This is a genomic window from Cognatundibacterium jejuense (genome assembly GCF_014284255.1).
Lineage (GTDB): Bacteria > Pseudomonadota > Gammaproteobacteria > Burkholderiales > Burkholderiaceae_D > Undibacterium > Undibacterium jejuense.
In genome coordinates this window covers 431961-453965 of record NZ_JACOFV010000001.1, presented here as the reverse complement: position 1 = coordinate 453965, position 22005 = coordinate 431961, and the positions used below count along the sequence as shown (strand labels likewise).

Below are 22005 nucleotides of genomic sequence, written 5' to 3'. Positions count from 1 at the left end.
AAAATCCTGAAGTTCGATAAATTAAATAGCTGATAAAGGCACAATTTGTAATAACCCAAAACCAAATGCTCTGCCTCGACCAATACCTTTGCAAAAACTTTGCTTAAAACGTTCGTGATCAGTCACGGTGAGGCGTCCCTTAAGCGTCGCGCTGCCATGCGTCACGGTCTCTCCCAACTTTTCAAAGCTTTGTACGTTACATTGCTCAACTTGCAAATCTTCAACCATCACACTAAAGCCCCAAGACGTAATGGCACGCTGTACGAACCAGGTTGTTATCGCTTCGCGCCCACGTACTGGTACGATTTTCCGACTAAGATTATTACGTTGAGTTGGATTCAAGGTAGTTTGAAAAGCGTAATCGGTATGCTGTAAAAAATTCGCATATACCGGCTTTGTTTCGACCTTACCAAACTGTGGTGTCTGATGCGGCTTGCGATTCGAGAGCAAGAGAATTTGCCGCGTATTGAAATCACCGCCTTTATCGACGTACAAGATGCCACTTGCAACGCTTTTGTTTTTTTCGGCCTCAGTGCGAATATCTTCAAATAAACCGTAAACCACTTTATGTAACGCGTATGCGTCTTTTACTTGTAAAATTTTAATGTCTTCACGGCTCAATTTTAGTACGCTTGCAAACGCAATAGGGTTTTCATGCATCTACTTTCTCCTCAATTTCTTTGCCGTAAAAACTCTGCGCCCACCGTGCTTTTATGCGAGTTTGTCGTTCCTCGTGGCCAAACCAAAGTAAATCATCGAGCAATCGCGCATAATCAAGGGAAGCAAGCCCTTTCGCTTCAATCAAACTAAATAGGGGTCGTAAGATACGGCAAGCTTCGGATACAGAGTTACATGCAAGCAAACGACGTAGCTTTGCTTTGGCCTGCTCACTATTATTACCATCCTCATAGCAGCACGCTATCGCTTGTCCGATTTGTACAGCACCATTTTTCCCAATTTTTACACGGGCTATAGTCGCAGCAATTGCTGCATATGGAATACGTTCGTCTTCGTTTTCCAAGTTAATTTTAAAACCCGCCAACACTTCCCAACTTTGATATTCAGTTGCTGGATTATCAGCTCGCTTGAGCGCTGCCCGTAGACCATTATCAGTCTGGCATCGACCAATAACATACTCAACAAAACTAGCAGCTCTATTGTTATAGGTATTAACTGGTGCTTGAGTTTGTTCGCTCATCATCGCTCCTGATTGGTATTTTTTAAATAAACGCCTAGATTTGGTCTATGCTTAGCCCATGCATCTAGTTGACGGGAAGTATCGCTAGAACAATGAGTGTCGTAAGCTTTATACGCAAACTGCGCGAATAATGTTCGTATTTTCGTGCTATCAACATTTGTACACATATCGATAAGAGCTTGAAACTTGCGTTCGGATAGTTGCCAAAATAAGTTACTTGCCATTGAAGCTTGTCCTTTCGCTTCCATATTCTGGCTTTTAAAATAGCTAAGGGTCGAACCGTAAATGATTTTTGAAAGTTTATCGAGTTCATTCATTTCCGTTTGAAAGTGACTAAACCACTTTTCCCCAAATGAATTGATAGGAAGTTGAATCGAAGACTCAACGAAATCATCCGAACCTGAAACAAATTGCTCCCCAGCATTACTGCTTACCCGCAATCCACCAGACCAAATTTCGAGAGAACGTACTAAGGGAATTGCTCTGTTAGTAGTTAATCGTAGTTGAAAGCAATCCGCTCCTCGGTTATCGCTTGACGACAGAAAACTTAACAGTGCAGTGAGTTGTCTCCATGGACGTTTTTCTGGATCAGTCCAGAGTGCTTTTGTTTCTTTCCCTGAACGGTCAACTGCAATACTAGGGTCTACGACGCCCTCTTTATAACCAAGATGTGAAATTCCTTCTGAATAATGTATGCCATGTTCGTTCAATAAGCAAAATCTCGACAACGGTACTAAACGACCCATTAAACTCAATTTAAGCATTTCGGCATTTTCGCAACTCTCTCCCTCCGGCATTTGCTGCCAAGGTGCTATTCCTAGGCCTGCAGGATAAATACCGATATCGGCTATTTGTTGCTGTGTAAATAAATTAAGCCATAACGTTTCCTGCAATGAACTTCCTTGCAAAAAACTATGCAAAAAACCTAAAAAACCAATTGAAGGGCCTGGTTTTCCGGTGGAGGGTTTACCTTTCTCATTGCACTTACCCTGATACTCTTTAGTGAGCACTATGGAGTTGTCCGTTTTCTTTCCACCTAAACCAAAGCCCATCAATTGGACAATTAGTAATGCCCTATCTGCATCTGATAATGATTTTTCTACCTGCGACTGCGTGAGCACTGTCGTGTTTCCAGTTGAAATCTCGGTTAATACCGCGCCAAATTTTTGAACGAATGCAGGTTTAATGGCTGGCATCTGCAAAAATGGGGCGTCCCCATATAAATAGAATTGCGAATGCCATTGTTCCAAATAAAGTAAGCATTTTTTTGCCAACCCTTCAGGTCGCAAGTTTTGCCATGCTTCGTTAGTTTCTGGCGTAGACGCCGCTTGAGCAATTGCCAGCAGTAATTTTGTCAGTGCAATTTTTTGAACCGGATTTCCGCCTATTGCTCGGTAACTTGGCTCAAGAAATATTTGTTTTAAACTGACTCTACCCACATCGACAATGGGTATCCATGGCTCATCTATTAAATTGAAGTATTTCTCAGTGTGCATATTTAGTTACCATTTTTATGACCTAAAACGCGTCATATATGAATCAATTAATTTGCTAATATCTGCTCCAATTCTCATTGGATCGATTCAAAAATTGCGCTATGCCAACTCTTTATGTTTGCTTAAAAATCATGTTTGATGCAACTTTATAAGATTAGCTACGTCTTTTTTGCTTGATAGCCAATACGTTCATCATAAGTAAGTGTATATTTTTCACTCGCTAAGCCTTCCTGTAGTGAGCGTATAGCTCCGCTCTCATCCACTAAGGCAACACGTAATTGATTGCTTTCGTTGAATTCAGGCTTACCTAAGTAAAAATAGTCGCCTAACCATAAAATGTGCTTCCTATCGATAGCGATTGGGGCAAGGTAGTCAGCGACTTTTAAGGTATTTTGCATTAATGTTATGGTCAATTCACGCCATTTTTTTCGTCCTAAAGATCGGCCATTTTGGGGGACTAGGATTTTTTCTCGATTCAGCAAAGTAACATAGACACCCTGATGGGCAACTTGAATCGATCGAACCAAAAGTACCTCAGTTGTTTCAAGTTCACTATGGCGGGTTTGTGCTGTTTCTTCTGCCTGTGTTGAACCCGCTATGGATAGACCGACTAACGCCAGCCCCTCGAGTTTCTTTCGATTTAATTTTAGTTGTTGAAGATGTTTAGCCATATCATCACATTCAGCTTTAGGGGCATAAGTTGCCTCGATCAACTCCCGAATTTGTGAAGGTAAACTCAAGTCGTCAATGCTTTTCCACACTGCTAAACTGCGACATAAAACGTAAGGTGCGTACACTTTGACTGTTGATCCAAATGTCTGTTCGGGTGAAATGATTGCAGTAGCTAAATCTGGAGCCAATATCCAAGCCTCTCGTTTTGCTATTGCAGGACGGACCGTCTCGGTGTGTCGCCATAATCTACCCAAGCGCTGCAACAACATATCTGTGGGTGCGATACGGCTGACCAAAAAATCAGCATCGATATCTAGGGATTGCTCTAGAACTTGTGTTCCGACTAATATTCGACCTTGTGCCGCGCGCGCTTTCGCCCCATTTTTTCCAAAGACTCTCACCCAGATATCTTCATTACACGCCCGGTCTATCTTGAGAAAGCGCGAATGCAATAAACCACATGCAATTCCAAGTCCAATACTACGTGCCGCTAATAATTGGAATACAGCTTGTGCCTCATTTACTGTATTTTCTATCCATAACACCTGCTGTCCTTGCTCAGCCCGCAATATTGCTTCTTCTATCGCCGCAATCTCTGTCGCATGGCCAATATGAACCATCACATCAGGTATTTTAGCCGTCTCTATTTCAACAAATAGGGCTTCATTCGGCTGCGCCGTAATGAGCGGATAGGGTTTATATGACGTATTACAGGACGTGCTCAAGCCTAATAATGATTTGCGCCGTTCTTGTGTCAGCGTAGCGCTCAAAATGATTACAGTACATTGCAACTGACGTAATGCTTTTACCAATGCGTCTAAAATCGTCCCAGTAAAACTATCATAGGAATGTACCTCATCGAGTATGACAATTTTACCGGCTAGGCCAAAGGTTCGAACAAAACCATGTTTTACATTCATCACTGCCATCAAAGCCTGATCAACGGTACCTACGGCAAACGGCGCTAAAATTCCGCGCTTGCCTTGTGCAAACCAGGTACCACCAGGATTTGCTTCCTCACCCATATTTAACCAAGCATTGCTATGTACCAATAGGGCTTGTGAATGAAGCGTTGTTTCATCTAATATTTTTTTTAAGAACTGATTTACACGCTCATGTATTTTCTCAGAGGTAAGCTGAGTCGGTAGCGCAAAATAAATACCCGTAGCAGAATTATTTTTTAGCAATTGATATGCTGCATACAGGGCAGCTTCAGTTTTACCTAATCCCATTGGAGCTTCTAACACATATACGCCAGGCTGATTTACTGCTGCGATCAATTTGAGTTGTGTGTCTTTAGGCTCGAAACCAAATATTTTTTGAAAACTTAGGTTCGGTCTAATTTGTGGGCATACAAAACCAGCCTCGTCTAGCGCCACATCAATATTAGATTTCCAATCTCCTTCGGGATCTTCGAATAACGCACCTGAGCCCACCCAATCTGAAACAGTCGTCAGACCAGCTAGCACTTTTGCCTGTAACGCATCTTTCACGATGGGAAAGTCTGTGGCCAAGGCCACCTTAAGTTGAGTTAATAATTCGACTCGCTGCGAATGCCAATTAGCACCACCGAATACTTCACTTGTCGCCTGGTATATAGACAAATTTGGCGAAAATCCGTGATGTTGACCTAAAATTTCCGCAATGTATAAACTCGGATTTTCAGTTGCAACCGAAGCTTGACTTACCCCTGCATGACCACCCCACAGCTTTTCTTGAGTTGGATCTTCATTTTTCAAAAGTGCCAAAACTGCGTCTTCTTTTTGCGAAAGTGCAGAATATATTTTTTTCTGAAAAGTTGGGCTAACCTTTCCGATATCATGGGCTGCAGCAATTAATTCTGATCCCTCGGGAAATAGAGCACTCCGCAACCAAATTGGCATTCGAAGAATCATTGCTCTCGCGACTTCCCCTACAATTTGGCAATGGCTAAATACCAGTCGACCGGACACAACATTGCCGTTATCCAATTTTCTTGATTTGGCTAGGCATTGATGAAGCGGGATTGTTTCAGTAACAGTGCTTACTTGTTTAGGTCTTGCACGCACTTAAATCCTCAAGTTTCGATTTTTAATAATTTTTCACATGTTGCTTAAAACACATACTATTATAATAATCTTAAATTAATTAAATATCTATACTTGATTCGATTTAGACACTAAAAATTCTCTTGTATTTTCGCCACTCTGACAATTACCAGATATCGCCCCAGCGCGTCCCACACATATTTAGTTTCATGAGAATAATCATGATGCATATGACACCGATTGACCTTTTCGCCAGGCACAACGCGATCATGGTAGCGGTTAATAGTGAGTAGAGAAATGTTCAATCGTAGTGTAGTGACTCCTTGGACAAGAAGCGAATAATTAGGTCAATCGCTAACCATTTGCGGAAAAAACAGTTTTCAACTTTGGAAGTTAGATAAGAACCAGTTTTGGGCTCCCCACCAATAACGGGAAGCCATTCGTGTAGGCATGCAACATTGTTAAGCTTGATGAGGAAATTAAAAAGATTCAATTTTCAGCCCTTATGACGGACTTAAAAGCATGCCGAAATTGCTCCAAATGATGCTAAAACAGAGTAAAAACCTATACAATATCAATATATTGATTTACTATTTTATGCCTCTGAAGCATATAGGGCATGCAAAAAGTTTCCTTAAACACATCGAATTTAAGCAAATTTTTTATCATCCATATTTTCATCCATAGAGAAAAAATAGGAAAATAAAATTCATTAAAATCAAAGACTTAGTTCAATTATTCGATTCCGGCTCTCGAATCGTGATAAGGAAAGTTCGTTTGGGTATATATCGAAATCGGTAGGCACGCTACAAAAAGCGAAAGGATGCTTATGCACTGTCTCGCCGACTGGCAAACTTCGCGCTTTACATAAATAAGGTATCTAAAATGATCGGCCGCATCGTAGAAATTGCTGACAACAAAAGACACCTTTTTCTACTACGCGGCTTCATAATTGTCCAACAACATGGCGACAATCTACAAGAATTAGGACGAATTCCCATTGATGACGTTATCGCAGTGATTGCAAACGCACATGGAATAACTTATACAAATAACCTACTGGTTGCTCTTGCCGAGCGTGGGATACCATTTGTACTTTGTGGCGCTAATCATAATACAGCTGGCATGTTAGTACCAATTGGAGGGCATCACCTTCAGGCTAAGCGCTTCGACGCTCAAATAGCTGCGTCTCAGCCAACAATTAAAAGAATTTGGGCTGATATCGTTAAAGCGAAACTTCAACAGCAGTCTGCTGTACTTGCCACCTTAGGGAAACCCGACATACCGCTCTCAGCGCTAGTTAAGAAAGTAAAATCTGGAGATCCCGATAATATTGAAGCACAAGGTGCAAGAAGGTATTGGACTTTATTATTCGGAGCTACATTCCGACGTGACCAAAATGATGATGGCATTAACGCGCTACTCAATTACGGTTATACCGTACTGCGTGCAACAACTGCACGTTCAGTGATCGCCGCCGGACTACACCCAACCATTGGTCTACATCACTGCAACGAGGGTAATCCTATGCGAATTGTTGATGATCTAATGGAGCCGTTCCGTCCGATGATCGATTACAGAGTTTGGCAGTTAGCATCTCAAGGAAAATTTGAAATTAATGCAGAAACAAAACGGGTGCTAATCAACACGATGTATGACGATATGCAAACAAGCAGCGGGATCAGTCCTGTGATGGTATGCACACCGAAGTTAGCAACCTCGCTCGCCAAAATATTTTTAGGCGAAGAAAAGAAACTGTTTATCCCAAATCCGAAAATCCCCACAGAAATAGGCGTACTTGTTGAAAATGAGGTGGATTGACTATGTTATCGAGATATAGAATTATGTGGATGATAGTCATGTTTGATCTTCCCGTTATTGAGAAAGCGGAACGCTTAGCGGCAACTCAATTTCAAAACGCCTTGCTCGATATGGGCTTTGAAATGGCGCAGTTTTCTGTGTATATGCGATTTTGCTCTAGCCAAACCCAAGTCGACACCTATTGCAAATATGTCGAACGTAGTTTGCCGGGCGGAGGAAAAGTCAATATCCTTCAATTCACCGACAAACAGTACGAAAGAATCATTACCTTTCGAGGAAAAGTGAACCAAGGTCTGCCAAAACTACCAGATCAGTTCAACTTATTTTAATGATGGAATATTTTTTCACTAGAGAAAATGCAATAAATCCTATGAAATTCAAGGACTTATTGCATTTGTATTCTAACAGATTGGGATATGCGCTCTAGCCGGAACTCCGTGCGCCCCCATATCAAATGAAAGCAAGTCTATATCTGCTCTAGCTGTAACTTTCAAGCTAGAGCCTATTTTATATATCAGCCTACCAGTCAGTATTTGACGTTCTAAGTAACGTGCACTCAAGCCGCACGCGTAAAGTCCCCTATCACGACATTCCCACGTTCAATCTGCTCCAAGTAGTCAGCAAAATGCTGCATCATCTCTTTACGTTCATCCAAAAAATCCTCGCGGTCATATGAGCCGCCATAGGCTTCACCAGACGCATGGGATAGCTGGCGCTCAATACGGTCGATTGGGTAGCCGAGGGTTTTCAATGTACCCTTTGCAAGTGCCCTAAAGCCGTGCCCAGTCATTTCGCCGCCATATCCCATGCGCTTTAACGCCTGCAAGATCATTCCATTGCTGAGCGGCTTCTCGTGATCCCGACGATTAGGAAACAGGTATTTGCTACCGCCAGTATATTGATGTAATTCACGCAGCAATTCCCAGCCTTGGCGCGGCAAGAAAGGATGGTGATCAACCATGCGCGGGGACAAACGTTTCTTACCCATCTTCATACGTTGCCAAGGAATGACCCATTGTTCGTTTTCTAGGTCAATCTCGCTCCACGGCGTTTCGATGAGCTCGCTCGTGCGAACAAAGGTCAGTAGCATGAGGCGTAAGCCGATACGGTTCGGTGGGTACATACGGCCTTCATTTTTAGTGATGGCTTTGAGTAAGTCAGGTAATCCTGCGACCTTAATGGCTGCATGATGGCCTTTCACGCGTGGCTTCAGCTCGGTCTTGAGTGCAGCGATGGGGTCATACTCCATCAAACCCTTGACTGTCGCGTATTTGAAGATAGCACTCGCAAGCGAGGCCAAGCGCCTTGTAATCTCTAAAGCGCCCCGCTTCTCGATCTGCTGCAATACGTCTAGCATCAAGGGCGTCTTGATCGTACTAATCGGTAACTTGCCAATGTAGGGGAACAAATCGCGCTCAAGAGAGCGCATGTTCTGTACTGAGGTCTGAGGCTGCCAAGAGCTCTCAGTTTTCCGTTGATGCCATTCACGTGCGATTTTCTCAAAGGTATTGACTGAGGTGGCATTGGCAACATGCCGTTTCTGATCACGGTCTTTCGCAGGATCAATGTCAGCATCCAAGAGTTTGCGAGCAGCCAGGGTCTTTTCACGTGCATCCTTGAGGGTCACGACCGGATAAACGCCCAGCGCCAGCGTCTTTTGTTTGGTATCAAATCGATAAGCGAGACGCCAATATTTGTTGCCATCTGGATTCACCAGCAGATGCAGGCCACCGCCATCGCTTAATTTGTAGGGTTTATCTTGAGGTTTGGCGTTTTTGACTTTGATGTCATTGAGCGGTGTAGCGAGTTTAGGCATTTTGTTGGTATCTATTTTGTTGGTATTTAATGTACCAACAAGATTACCAACAAAAAGTTTGGATGCCAATGGACACTAAAAAGCATTAGGAAACAAAAAACCCGCGTATTCACTAGGAAATCGCGGGTTATTTGTACAAACTTGGACAACTTTAAACATGTTCTTGGCGGAAGGTGTGAGATTCGAACTCACGAAGGCTATAACACCTCGCCAGTTTTCAAGACTGGTGCATTCAACCGCTCTGCCAACCTTCCAAGCCTGCTATTATAGCTGGAGTTGCCTGGACGAACAAGTGCTTCGGCTCAATTCACGCAAAAAATGGCTTATTTAACAGGTTTGGTATTTCTGTGGCCTCAACTGGGCGTGAGAAAAGGTAACCCTGGATTTCATTACAGCCTGCGTTTTGAAGAAAATCGAGTTGTTCCTGGGTTTCTACACCTTCAGCGACGACTTTTAATTTCAATTGATGGGCCATCATGATGATCGCTCTTGCTATTGCACAGTCATTAGAGTCGTCCGGAATGCCTTGCACAAATGAGCGATCGATTTTCAACGAAGAAATGGGAAATCGCTTTAAGTAGGAAAGACTGGAATAGCCAGTCCCAAAGTCGTCAAGGGCAAGACTCACTCCTAGCCCAACAACTTGTTTCATAATGGAAATCACATTTTCAACATTTTGCATGAGCATACTTTCGGTGATTTCCAATTCCAACCACTGAGCAGAAATCTGATGCTTTTTGAGCGCGGCATCGATTTTTGCGGGCAATGCCTCGGTAAAATCTTTGGCGGATAAATTGATGGCAACTTTAAACATCGGCACCCCCTGCCATTGCCACTGCTTTGCCTGTTTACATGCAGCATCCAGCACCCAAGAATCGACTTGTTGTATCAAACCAGATTCTTCAGCAACGCCAATAAAGCCCGCGGGCGGAATCAAACCTCGCTCAGGATGGTTCCAGCGTAATAAGGCTTCTACACTAACAAGACGTTTAGTGCGGATATCAATTTTTGGCTGATACTGTAGAAAAAATTCTTCTGCGAGCAATGCTTTACGAATTGCTGATTCAAAAAAAAGTTTTTCTGCAATATGAACGTTGATGTCCTGGTCATAAAACGCAAATCCACCGATTTGGCTATCGCCGATTTTTTTTGCCTGATACATCGCTATATCCGCACATTGCAAAAGTGCCTCCGCGTCCCTGCCGTCATTGGGGAAAATACTAACACCTATGCTCGCCGAGATGCGCAGTTCATGGCCACCAACGTAAAACGCCTCTTGCAAGCTTTCGATAATTTTTTGTGCAACGGCGCTGGCGTCAGAGTGCGTCGTAATCTCTGGCAAGGCAATCGCGAATTCGTCACTACCAAGGCGTGCGATGATATCTTGATCGCGAAGCGCTAGAACCAGTCGTTGTGCGACCACGTTCAAAAGTGCATCACCTACCCGATGCCCAAGCATGTCGTTGATTGGTTTAAAACGATTTAAGTCAATAAACAACAGGGCTGCATTCACCTGCTTGCGCTGAGCAATTTGCAAAGTTTGGTCAGCAAGTTGTTTAAAAAGGCTGCGATTCGGAAGATTTGTCAGCCCATCAAAATAAGCCAACTGATTGATCTTTTTTTCTGCTTCTTTGCGATGGGTAATATCACTAAGATAGCCCACAATGCCCGCTGGTTGCCCGTCAACACCAGTAATGATGGACAAAGTTAAACTCGCCCAAAATACCTCTCCAGACTTTTTTCGACGCCGCACTTCCATTTCTTGCGCACCGTTGGTCAAAAAGGCGTTCAGGATATCCATGTCCTGGCTTTGATCAATTTCTTCGTCGTCATATAGAAACAAAATGTTTTTACCGAGCACTTCATGTGCGGCGTAACCAAACATTTTTTCTGCGCCACGATTCCAACTTAGAATGAACCCGGCCAGATCCATGATAATGACAGATTCATGAATCTGATCCAGAATTTGCGTTTGCAGCATGTGCTCGCGCACACTCAAGGCATGTTGCTGCTCGAGCTTGGTACGCAACGCAAACAGCCGTGCAGTCATGCCAGCGATGTAATTTAATTTTTGTAAATCAGATTCGGTATAGCGACCTTCCTTTCCAGTCAGGAGATAGAAAGTATCCGCTGATACCTGGCAACATAAATTGTTTTGACAAACTTCTTGTTGCGAACAATTGCGCTCAAAACTAAGATGCGCATCATCAAAAGCATTTCTGATCAGGTAATTAATTTGCTGATCAAGCGCCTCTTCTTGTAAGCCGAATATCGCCTCACTCAAGGAAACACCTAAATCAACATCACGTAAATCAGAAACGATAGGCATCGTCACGCGTCCCGACAGACCTGATTTACCCAACCATAGGCTTGCACCAGACATTCCTCAAATACGCCAACATCAATTTCTGCACGATGCAAAGCGCTCTCAACTTCTGCGCTATTTGTTCTGTCTGACAATTCAACCAAATGCAACAAAACACCGAGCTGACCTGTTCTTTGCAACAGGGCATCCAAGATGTCATCTTTCAAAGTCAGCGGTTGTAAAACGTCGGCGAGATTACTACCGAAAAGCTTATCAAGCAACGAAAACATACCGACCATAAACGCGGCATCTTGTTCGTCTTTATTTCCGCCTCGCTTTTGGCAAAGTCCCTCCATCATGCTGGCTCGAAATGCTGCCCTAGTCATTAAAGGATTTAACGCTCCAGCATTTTGTTCTGGACGTGTATATAGCAATAACTGCAACCAACGCTGTAATTGTCTGCGCCCAAGCAAAGTAATCGCCTGACCAAAACTGGAAACCCGTACGGTTTGAGCGAACGCAGCAGAGCTCACCAACTTAAACAACATAAAAGACAGACTTGGATCCTGCTTAAATAATTCCTCTAATTCAGACGAATCGGCATCACGTGAAACCAAGCCCAACAGTTTTAATAAGCGTGTGCGAGCAGAACTGTCCGCCGATCTATTCGACACTGGCGGATTAAATGCATAATCGCCTGACAGTATTTTAAACCCCGATTGCAGCGCTTGCTCAAGCACCACAGTGTCAGGGATATTTTTCGCCCAATGCTGCCCACTACTCAGCTTGGCAGTCCAAGATTTGGCATAAAACGGCAATCCCGCTTTAGCATCCATTGCAAAGTATTTTGTGTCGCCCCAGGCTAATTCTAATGAAGATACAAAATTATCAGCGACAATGCGAAAACCATTACTGGAAAAATGCTTCAGCCGACTTTGATTTTCTTTATTTGCACACGCTGTTTCAGGTATGCACAAACAGATGCGGTGTGCTGGCAAACGTGTATGCAGATCAATCGGAATTAATTGCGGATCGGGAAACGAAACCAGCCAAAGATTCTGGCTTAACTTGTCGAAAAACTCGCTCTCTTTCCAAGACTGCAAAATTTCAATGATTTCGATTGTTGGCAATGCGCCAAAATCAGGTTGTATTGCGACTAATCGTTGAAGTGCGTTCATGACTGGCATGAACGTAGGGAAACCTGAATCTCGAATCATAAATACTTTATTTCTTATTTTACAAGTGACGACGGCGTGACATTTTTTCCGGCTATTGCAACGAAATGTATCGTATTGAGTCGGGGATTACAACCACTTCAATCGAAAATCCTCATGATACCCGCTGACTGAGGAAGCTCAATTTGCCAACACTTTTTACTTCATTCATTAAAGGCAACTAATTCACCGCACCAACGCCAAACCAACATTGAATTTTCATGTAAGGCCAGCATTATTTTAGTGAGTAATAAGGGGTCATAAATTGGCGTCGCAAGTTCGGAACGAACTATTCAGAGTCTGGCAAGAAAATTTCCTGCAAATCATTCAAAAATAACTTACCCATTGCTGTGGGCACAATCGTTTGATGATCGCGTTGCAAAAGTCCTTTTTTCTCGGCAAGGAACAATTCTTTTTCGATAGAATTAATGATCAGACCGGTACGTTCTTGAAAAAGATTAACTGGAAAGCCTTGATTCAGACGCAGTGCATTGAGCATGAATTCGAATGGTAAATCTTTCACATCAATTTCAACGGACTCTTGTGCAGCATTGCCAGCCATACTTGCCTCAATAAACGCTTTGGGCTGTTTGAATCTTGCTTGGCGGATAATACGGTGCGGGAACGACAGCTTTGAATGTGCCCCTGCGCCGATACCAAGATAATCACCAAAGGTCCAATAGTTCTGGTTATGGCGCGATTCACGCCCCGTTTGCGCATAGGCCGACACTTCGTAATTGCGATAGCCTGCAGCTTCCATCCGACGGTGAATCAGCTCCTGCATTTCCGTGCTGAGATCATCATCAGGAATCGCTGGTGGAAACTTTGCAAAATACGTGTTTGGCTCTAAGGTCAAATGATACAGAGATAAATGTGGCGGCGAAAATGACAATGCCGTTTCAACGTCATCACGTACTTGATCCAGTGTTTGTCCAGGCAAAGCGAACATCAAATCGAGATTAAAATTATCAAAATGCGTTCGCGCAATATCGATTGCACGTCTCGCCTCATCTCCGTCATGGATGCGGCCAAGTGCCGCGAGATGTTGAGAATTAAAACTTTGAATGCCGATAGAAAGACGGTTAATTCCACTTTGTTTATACGAGCGGAATTTTTCCATCTCAAAAGTACCGGGATTGGCTTCCATGGTAATTTCAGCCGCGCCGTCGATGGGAAGCAAAGTACGGATATCTGACAGCAGACGATCAAGTCCCGCGGCAGACATCAGGCTAGGCGTGCCACCACCAATAAAGACTGAGTATATTTTTCTGCCCCAAATCAATGGCAATGATGCCTCTAAATCCGCGCGCAAAGCCTTTAAATAGGCGTCTTCATCAAAACTGCCCTTGACCTCGTGCGAATTAAAATCGCAATACGGGCACTTTTTGACGCACCATGGAAAGTGGATATACAAAGCCAGAGGCGGCAAGGCAGTAAGATTTAAACGACCGGGGGCCAGATATTTGCTCGCAACATCTTGTGGGATATGCGATAAATCCGGAGATTCTTTCGCTCCGGTAACGGTCTTAGCATGAATAGGAATTGGCTTAATCGGAATCATTGCTACTTATTAACTCAACTTTTCTACTAATGCACGCAAGGCTTGCCCACGATGCGACATCTGGTTTTTTTCTGCGGAATCCAATTCAGCCACTGTTTTTTGCAAAGCGGATATCCAAAAGTGAGGGTCATAGCCGAAGCCGTTTTCACCCCGCGGCTGATCGATAATCTCACCCTTCCACATACCGTCAGCTATCACAGGTTGTGGATCATCGGCGGAGCGCACCAGAACTAACACGCAGTAATAGTACGCCGATTTATCAGCCATGTTTTCAAGTGCTGCGACGAGCTTTTGATTATTTCGCACATCGGACTTAGGCTCTCCAGCAAAACGTGCAGAGAGCACGCCAGGCGCACCACCAAGCGCATTGACGCAAATACCAGAGTCATCCGCCAGGGCCGGCAGACCCGTGATGCGTGAGGCATGTCTCGCTTTTGTCAGTGCATTTTCTACAAAACTATGAAACGGCTCATCCGCTTCCGGAACCTCAAACTCAGATTGCGCATGCAAACTGATATCCAGAGGTGCAAGTATCTGGCGAAACTCTTTGAGTTTGCCTTGATTATTCGAGGCCAAAACAATTTTCTGAGTCATGGTCATTTCATTCAGGCTTCCAACAATCCAAGTACTTGTTTTTGTAATGCGATCAGATCGCTAATACCATCTGCTGCCAGATCCAGTAATTGGTTCATGGTCTGACGATCAAATGCAACGCCCTCTGCGGTTCCTTGGACTTCCACAAAATGACCATCTTCGGTCATAACCACATTCATGTCCGTATCACAAGCAGAGTCTTCCGGGTAGTCGAGGTCCAATACTGGAAAACCTTGATAAACGCCGACCGAAATCGCGGCAACAAAGTGTTTTACAGGCACCCGATCGATCACTCCCTTATTGACCAATTGACTAAACGCATCGTAAGCCGCAACCATTGCCCCAGAAATAGAGGCTGTTCGTGTTCCACCATCAGCCTGAATAACGTCGCAGTCGATGTGCAAAGTGCGCTCACCGAATGCTTCGAGATCGAAAGCAGCGCGTAAAGAGCGACCAATCAGACGTTGGATCTCTTGCGTTCTTCCAGATTGCTTGCCTTTAGCTGCTTCGCGATCCATGCGCGTATGGGTAGAACGCGGCAACATGCCGTATTCCGCAGTCATCCAGCCCTGCCCTTTACCTTTTAAAAAGCCTGGTACTTTATCTTCAATACTGGCAGTACAAATCACGCGGGTATCACCGAACTCGATTAATACCGAGCCCTCAGCATGCTTGGTAAAGTGGCGACTAATAACCACCGGGCGCAGCGCATCCGCTGCGCGACCGCTAGGGCGTTGAATATTTGACATAAATTTAATTTTTAGTAGTGATGCGGGATGATTTGTGAATCGCATTGCGGATTTCCGCAATCGCTTTTTCAATTTCCGCGTCGTTGAAAATATCTTGTTCTACGCTTTCAGCAATGACATCGGCATCAATTGGAGCCTGAATCGTCGTAGTAATTGACCCAATTGGCAAGGTATTGGTAGAAATAACGGATGAGTCATCGAGGTGATCATCGCCTTCCCACATCATCGCCAACGCAGTAGTGTTGTCGCTATGTTTGCCAGCAATGTTGACCGCAGAGCGGATCAACTCTGGAATAGCACGAACTATCGTATGCTCATGTAATCGCTGCGCAAGCATATGATCTGGCAACATAGACCAGAATCCGTCTGAACACAGCAAAATAATATCGCCAGGTTGCAATGCTGCACGACGTGAGAGTTCCACAATCGGCGAATTTGGCGCGCCCAAACAATTAAAAAGCTTGTTTCGATCAGGATGGGTATGACGTTCAGCGGGATCAACTTTGCCTTGTGCAATCAAGGTTTCTAAGCGCGAGTGATCCTTGGTGCGCAGCAATATCTGCCCTTGTCGCATCCAGTACAAACGCGAATCACCACAATGTGCCCAATACGCGTAACCGTTCTGAATCAAACATGCGACGATAGTGGTACGTGGAGTTTCGGGTAGATTATTAATATTACGGTAACGATGGATTTCTTGATGGGCAGCTAAAAAACTGTCTTCCAGAAAACGTTCAGGACGCCCTACCAACGGGTGTGCCTGCTGCTGAAATAGGGAACCGATCGTTTGCATAGCGATGGCGGCTGCCATTTCGCCCATGATATGCCCTCCCATACCATCAGCCAATAGTAGCAAAATTGCATCACGGGTAAAGCTATACCCCATGCGATCTTGATTGACCTTACGGCCACCGATATGACTTTCTTGATAGACGGAAAAACGCATGAACTATTCAGCTTTAAAATTTATAAAATAAAATCGGATAGGAAAAACATATCCCAACAATACACGGACAATGTCGCTACAGCAACGTATCAAAGCACCGCAATCTCTACAATTAAGCCATCAAGGCATAAAATTAACAAACTAATTAATTCTGCGTATTTTCCTGAATTGTCGTGTGGTCACTGACTGCTAAATTGTCTTTTCTGGAAAATAAATTCGAAATTTTTATTCTGGCTTTTTCAAACATCGTCAACTCTGGCTGTGGCTGTGCCTTGGTAGCGAGCGCTTTCTGCAAAGCGAAGACACTTTGCGGACGTTCCAGCGGATCCAATTTCAAACACCAGCGCACAACTTCAATCAGCTCTGCGGAATACGTTCCTTCGAGCTTTCTGTAATGCGACTCCATTTTATCGTTGATGCTGCGTTGATCAGAGGGCTGTGGCGGCGCACCAATCATACAGGCAAAAATCGATGCCCCGATACTATAGATATCTGTCCAAGGGCCCAGGTTACCGTTCTTCTGATATAGTTCAGGAGCGGCAAAACCAGGCGTGTACATAGGATACAACTTCGGAATATCCGTTTTCAACGTCTGACGTGCGGCGCCAAAATCCAATAAGATAGGTGTACCGTCAAGACGAAGATAGATATTCGCTGGCTTCAAATCAAGATGTAGTAATTTATTAGTGTGAACCTCACGCAAGCCATTCATCACCTGATTAAACATGCGGCGAATAAAGCGCTCTGACACCAAAGGTTTTTCGCCTTTATCGCGCCGTCTTAAAATGTGTTCCTGCAAAGAACGTCCCGATTCATAGGCCATGACCATGTACACGGTTTCATTGGCGCGAAAAAAATTGACGACGCTAACAACATTGGGATGAGAAATGCGTGCCAAAGCCCGCCCTTCTTCAAAAAAACACTTCAAACCAATACGATAAATTGGTAAATTCTCATTTGAAATTGCTGGCACCAGTTCGCCCTGTTGCCTTAAGGCCAGGGAACTAGGTAAATATTCCTTAATTGCAACAGCATTTCCATCTTCATCTGATGCCAGATATACGATACTGAAGCCACCAGACGCAATTTTCTTTACAATGCGATATCCGGCAATTTCCAGTCCATCTGGCAACGGGGCGTTATTTTGTGCAGCCATTGATCTTCCAATCCTTTATACAGAAGTGATTGTGTTGATAATTGAGGTATTTGTAAAGAATATCCTGCTTTAGAACAACTTATTCCTCTCTTTTGTGCCAACAGTACCAACGAGCACTACCTAAAAAGGATCTACCTTGAGTATTTACAGCATGACTGGTTACGCGACCAGCACCCAAGAAACAGAAGCCGGAACGATGACGATAGAGATAAAAAGCGTTAATTCGCGCTTTCTCGATCTGCAATTTCGGATCAATGACGACTTTCGTTCGGTTGAATCGCTTTTTCGCGACGCTATTTCGAGAAAAATCGTCCGCGGAAAAGTTGAATGTCGCTTCAGTTTCGGAAAAAAAACCACTGAAAACAACAGCAAAGCCCTTAACTCCAAATTACTTGATCAATTAGCACTTTTTCAGAATCAGTTACTTAACCAATTCCCCCAAGCGAATCCCCTTACTGCCAATGAATTATTGCGCTGGCCAGGGGTCATTGAAGAGGCAGAGATTAATGCTGAAAGCCTACAGACAAGTATAGTCTCCACGATCAATAACACCTTAGATGCTTTTGTCATCAGTCGTGAACGCGAGGGTGCAGCATTAGCACAAGTGCTCATTAGCTGCGTTACAGCAATGGAAGAAATTGTTGAAAAAATCAAACCATTATTGCCACAGGTACTACAACAATTTCAACAAAAAGCAATTTCCCGGCTTGAAGAAGCCCTCGGTTTGACAACATCAACAACAGGCCCTAATAGCGGACAAACAGTCACGAGAGAAGAAGCGCTTGATAGAATCCGCCAAGAAGTGACCGTCTATGGCATCCGCATTGATATTGCCGAAGAACTCGCACGCTTATCCGCACACCTGACTGAGACGCGGCACATCATACAAAAAGGTGGACAAGTCGGAAAACGCCTTGATTTCATGATGCAAGAATTAAATCGCGAAGCCAACACATTGGGCTCCAAAGCAGCACTCAAGGAGTTGGCAGACGCATCAATGGACTTAAAATTATTGATAGAACAAATGAGAGAGCAAGTACAAAACCTTGAATAAGGTGTGACATTTGCTTATACTCCCGCGATATTTTTTTGCGAACGCGAATTTGCATTAGTTTTTGTCGCGACTAACACTTATTTGCGATTTTGCAATTGACCATTGATACAATCAACCCGACAGAGGCCAGATAATGATACCCATTACTTCAACAGCAGGTAGTCTTTTCATCGTGGCAGCCCCATCCGGTGCAGGTAAATCAACTTTGGTGAACGCTTTGTTGGCGCAAGAACCACAGATAAAACTGTCAATTTCATACACAACGCGCCCGCCGCGTCCGGGCGAGCAAGATGGTCGTGAATATCATTTCACCAGCGCCGAAGATTTCCTAAAGAGAAAAGCACAGTCTGAATTTCTGGAGTCAGCCGAAGTACATGGAAATTATTATGGTACCTCTCGCATTTTGATCGAACAGCAAATGCGCGCTGGCACTGACGTTTTGCTCGAAATTGACTGGCAAGGTGCGCAACAAGTACGCAAACAATTTCCAGGCGCAGTGGGAATTTTTATTCTGCCACCGTCAATTCCAGCACTAGAAGAGCGACTGAAAAAACGTGGGCAAGACGAACCGCACATCATTACGCGACGGATTTTGGCAGCGGGTGGCGAAATGGCGCACTCGCCAGAGTTCGAGTATGTTATTATTAACCAAGACTTTGCAACTGCGTTATCAGAACTGAACGCCATCGTCAAAGCAACGCGCTGCAGATTTACGCAGCAGGCAACACGCAATAGCGAACTGTTCGCCCAACTTGGCATTCATGCCAACCCCAATTAATTCACCATATTATTATTGTATTTAGGAAAAAACATGGCACGTATTACCATTGAAGATGCATTGAAACAGATCCCTAACCGTTTTCAATTAACTTTGTGCGCAACTTACCGTGCACGTCAGTTATTGCAAGGTCACACACCAAAAGTCGAATCCAAAGACAAACCAACGGTAACGGCTTTGCGTGAAATCGCTCAAGGTAAAATTGGTATTGAGATGCTGAAAAAAGTCCCAGTGTAATTGGCATTGCGACCGAAGCATCAAATTCATCGGCCGGGAGTAGCAGAATGAGCGTCACAGAAACAAATTCATCTCTGAATTCACCCCAAGTTGCCACACCGGCTGAAACTACCCCTAACCTGCCTGCAAGTTCAACAGGTCAAACTGGTGCGACCAGCAAAAAAGTAAGCACAAAAAAACACCCACTGATCTCAGGCGAAGCGCATACGGCGCGCAGCCCACAGACGAACATTGGTGTAGCGTCAACTTCCGGACTGAGCGAGCGACTGGCTCAATACATGTCTCCGGGCGATCTCAAACTTGTTAAAGAAGCCTATCGTTTTTCTGACGAAATGCACCTGGGACAGGTTCGCAAATCTGGCGAACCTTACATATCACATCCGATCGCTGTTGCGGAAATTTGCGCTGATTGGAAACTTGACGTCCAGGCCATCATGGCCGCTCTGCTGCATGACGTCATGGAAGACCAGGATGTAAAAAAAGAAGAATTAATAGAACGCTTCGGGGCACCTGTTGCAACGCTGGTCGATGGTTTATCTAAGTTAGAAAAAATCGAATTCCAAAGCCAGATCGAAGCACAAGCAGAAAATTTCCGCAAAATGTTGCTGGCGATGGCGCGCGACGTGCGAGTTATTTTGGTTAAATTGGCAGACCGTCTGCACAATATGCGCACTCTGGGCGTGATGCTGCCCGAAAAGAAACGTCGGATTTCACGCGAAACTATGGACGTTTATGTGCCTATTGCACACCGTCTTGGTTTGAATAACATTTACCGTGAATTGCAGGATCTGGCTTTTTCACATTTATACCCTATGCGCTACCGCACCTTGTCTAAAGCGGTAAAAGCTGCACGCGGCAATCGCCGCGAGGTTGTGAACAAGATCTTGGAATCGGTCAAAGAAACACTCAAAGAAGCCGGCTTACAGGCCGAAGTTTACGGGCGTGAAAAAACGCTGTACGGCATTTATCGGAAAATGCACGATAAGCATCTGAGCTTTTCTCAGGTGCTCGACGTTTATGGCTTTAGAGTTGTGGTCGAAAATTTTCGCGAAAGCTATTACGCATTAGGTTCTTTACATGCGCTTTATAAGCCGATGCCCGGCAAGTTTAAAGATTACATTGCCATTCCTAAAACCAATGGTTACCAATCGCTACATACAACATTGATTGGCCCCTACGGTACGCCAGTTGAATTCCAGATTCGCACACAAGACATGCATCGCGTAGCAGAGTCCGGTGTAGCAGCGCATTGGCTATATAAGAATGAAGAAGGCAGTCTCACCGATTTGCAGCAACGCACCCATGCGTGGCTTCAGTCCCTGCTCGATATCCAAAAGCAGACTGGCGATTCGGCTGAGTTTTTGGAACACGTTAAAGTTGATTTGTTCCCAGATTCAGTTTATGTTTTCACGCCCAAATCTAAAATCATTGCACTGCCACGCGGCGCAACTGCCTTGGATTTTGCTTACAATATTCATACAGATATCGGCGATCAGGCAATTGCAACACGAATTAATCACGAGCCAGTTCCATTACGCTCGGAATTAAAAAACGGCGATATTGTTGAGATTGTTACTTCACCTAATTCGCGCCCGACACCTAATTGGCTTTCGTATGTGCGTACTGGTAAGGCGCGGTCGGCAATCCGACATTATTTACGCACCATCAACCTCAACGAATCTACTGAGCTTGGCAAACAATTGTTGGCGCAGGCATTAGTAGCAGTGAGTCTCAATCCCGAACTTCCATCTTCACTGATAGATAAATTGCTCAATGAGTCCACCGCAAAAACGATGGATGAAATTTACACCGACATTGGTATTGGCAAGCGGATGGCGGCCTTGGTTGCAAGACACATCCTGGATCTGGTTGAGGACGACTCCTCCTCTATTCCGTTTCAGCAGTACGGCGACAAACATCATTACAAACCTGATCCCGTCATTATCTACGGTAGCGAAGGTTTATCAGTACAATTAGCCCCGTGCTGTATGCCTATCCCTGGTGATGGCATTGTTGGTCAATTAAAAAGAGATCAAGGCCTGGTGGTGCATACCGACGATTGCGAGCATGCCAAACGTCTCCATATCAAAGAGCCTGATCGTTGGATTGACGTAACCTGGGGTGATGAAGTCAATCGCAGTTTTGATACCCGCATTGCGGTCACGGTTACTAATGAGCGCGGAGCTTTAGCGCGCATCGCTGCCGAAATCGGCGAGTCAGAAGCAAATATCAGTCACGTTAATATGGAAGATGGCGATGCCAACGATATGACCCACATCCATTTCACCATTCAAGTAGAAGATCGCGCACATCTTGCAAGGATTATGCGCAACATCAAACATTTGAATGGCGTCAATCGTATTGCGCGAGAACGCGGATAA

The 22005-nt window shown here is 44.4% G+C and carries 18 protein-coding genes and 1 tRNA gene; 6 read left to right on the top strand and 13 right to left on the bottom strand.

What is annotated here, in order from left to right; genetic code table 11:
• Positions 1-21 precede the first annotated feature (21 nt).
• From cas6e to cas3, 4 genes are all read right to left on the bottom strand, one after another.
• Positions 22-660, bottom strand: coding sequence for a type I-E CRISPR-associated protein Cas6/Cse3/CasE (cas6e, locus tag H8K32_RS02105; RefSeq protein WP_186910795.1), 639 nt, complete (start codon positions 658-660; stop codon positions 22-24).
• Complete coding sequence (gene casB / locus H8K32_RS02100; protein WP_222612980.1) at positions 653-1198, bottom strand: type I-E CRISPR-associated protein Cse2/CasB; 546 nt, start codon at positions 1196-1198, stop codon at positions 653-655. The genes cas6e and casB overlap by 8 nt, the downstream gene beginning before the upstream one ends.
• Complete coding sequence (gene casA, locus H8K32_RS02095) at positions 1198-2694, bottom strand: type I-E CRISPR-associated protein Cse1/CasA (protein ID WP_186910793.1); 1497 nt, start codon at positions 2692-2694, stop codon at positions 1198-1200. The genes casB and casA overlap by 1 nt, the downstream gene beginning before the upstream one ends.
• Positions 2695-2852: 158 nt before the next feature.
• Positions 2853-5414 carry a CRISPR-associated helicase Cas3' gene (gene cas3, locus H8K32_RS02090; protein WP_186910792.1) on the bottom strand — a complete coding sequence of 854 codons (2562 nt, stop codon included), beginning with the start codon at positions 5412-5414 and terminating at the stop codon, positions 2853-2855.
• Between the two features lie 864 nt (positions 5415-6278).
• Here cas3 and cas1 point away from each other — a divergent pair.
• Both cas1 and cas2 read left to right on the top strand, forming a co-directional pair.
• A complete protein-coding gene (gene cas1 / locus H8K32_RS02085) occupies positions 6279-7214 on the top strand; it encodes a type II CRISPR-associated endonuclease Cas1 (RefSeq protein WP_186910791.1) in 936 nt (311 codons plus the stop codon).
• 2 nt (positions 7215-7216) lie between these two features.
• Positions 7217-7543 carry a CRISPR-associated endonuclease Cas2 gene (cas2, locus tag H8K32_RS02080; RefSeq protein ID WP_186910790.1) on the top strand — a complete coding sequence of 109 codons (327 nt, stop codon included), beginning with the start codon at positions 7217-7219 and terminating at the stop codon, positions 7541-7543.
• A 227-nt stretch (positions 7544-7770) separates the two neighbouring features.
• On the opposite strand, the gene H8K32_RS02075 is transcribed toward cas2, so the two are convergent.
• The 9 genes from H8K32_RS02075 to H8K32_RS02035 form a co-directional block, all read right to left on the bottom strand.
• Positions 7771-9030 (bottom strand): tyrosine-type recombinase/integrase, encoded by a 1260-nt coding sequence (locus H8K32_RS02075; RefSeq protein ID WP_186910789.1) that lies wholly within the window; start codon positions 9028-9030, stop codon positions 7771-7773.
• Between the two features lie 164 nt (positions 9031-9194).
• Positions 9195-9284 (bottom strand) — tRNA-Ser (locus H8K32_RS02070).
• 53 nt (positions 9285-9337) lie between these two features.
• On the bottom strand, positions 9338-11413 hold the full coding sequence (locus tag H8K32_RS02065) for a putative bifunctional diguanylate cyclase/phosphodiesterase (RefSeq protein ID WP_246447069.1): 2076 nt from the start codon (positions 11411-11413) through the stop codon (positions 9338-9340).
• Entirely contained in the window at positions 11362-12552 is a 1191-nt protein-coding gene (locus H8K32_RS02060; RefSeq protein WP_186910788.1) for an HDOD domain-containing protein, read from the bottom strand. The genes H8K32_RS02065 and H8K32_RS02060 overlap by 52 nt, the downstream gene beginning before the upstream one ends.
• A 286-nt stretch (positions 12553-12838) precedes the next feature.
• Positions 12839-14110, bottom strand: a complete 1272-nt coding sequence (gene hemW / locus H8K32_RS02055; protein WP_186910787.1) for a radical SAM family heme chaperone HemW — start codon at positions 14108-14110, stop codon at positions 12839-12841.
• 9 nt (positions 14111-14119) lie between these two features.
• Entirely contained in the window at positions 14120-14704 is a 585-nt protein-coding gene (gene rdgB, locus H8K32_RS02050) for an RdgB/HAM1 family non-canonical purine NTP pyrophosphatase (protein ID WP_186910786.1), read from the bottom strand.
• An 11-nt stretch (positions 14705-14715) separates the two neighbouring features.
• The gene (gene rph / locus H8K32_RS02045) at positions 14716-15453 is read right to left on the bottom strand and encodes a ribonuclease PH (RefSeq protein ID WP_186910785.1); all 738 of its coding nucleotides are present in this window, start codon (positions 15451-15453) and stop codon (positions 14716-14718) included.
• A gap of 4 nt (positions 15454-15457) precedes the next feature.
• On the bottom strand, positions 15458-16399 hold the full coding sequence (locus H8K32_RS02040; RefSeq protein ID WP_186910784.1) for a PP2C family protein-serine/threonine phosphatase: 942 nt from the start codon (positions 16397-16399) through the stop codon (positions 15458-15460).
• 145 nt (positions 16400-16544) lie between these two features.
• On the bottom strand, positions 16545-17555 hold the full coding sequence (locus H8K32_RS02035) for a serine/threonine protein kinase (protein ID WP_186910783.1): 1011 nt from the start codon (positions 17553-17555) through the stop codon (positions 16545-16547).
• A gap of 151 nt (positions 17556-17706) precedes the next feature.
• On the opposite strand from H8K32_RS02035, the gene H8K32_RS02030 reads away from it, so the two are divergent.
• From H8K32_RS02030 to H8K32_RS02015, 4 genes are all read left to right on the top strand, one after another.
• Positions 17707-18609, top strand: coding sequence for a YicC/YloC family endoribonuclease (locus H8K32_RS02030; protein ID WP_186910888.1), 903 nt, complete (start codon positions 17707-17709; stop codon positions 18607-18609).
• A 133-nt stretch (positions 18610-18742) separates the two neighbouring features.
• Positions 18743-19387, top strand: a complete 645-nt coding sequence (gene gmk, locus H8K32_RS02025; protein ID WP_186910782.1) for a guanylate kinase — start codon at positions 18743-18745, stop codon at positions 19385-19387.
• 33 nt (positions 19388-19420) lie between these two features.
• A complete protein-coding gene (gene rpoZ / locus H8K32_RS02020) occupies positions 19421-19624 on the top strand; it encodes a DNA-directed RNA polymerase subunit omega (protein ID WP_186910781.1) in 204 nt (67 codons plus the stop codon).
• 47 nt (positions 19625-19671) lie between these two features.
• Entirely contained in the window at positions 19672-22005 is a 2334-nt protein-coding gene (locus H8K32_RS02015) for a RelA/SpoT family protein (protein WP_186910780.1), read from the top strand.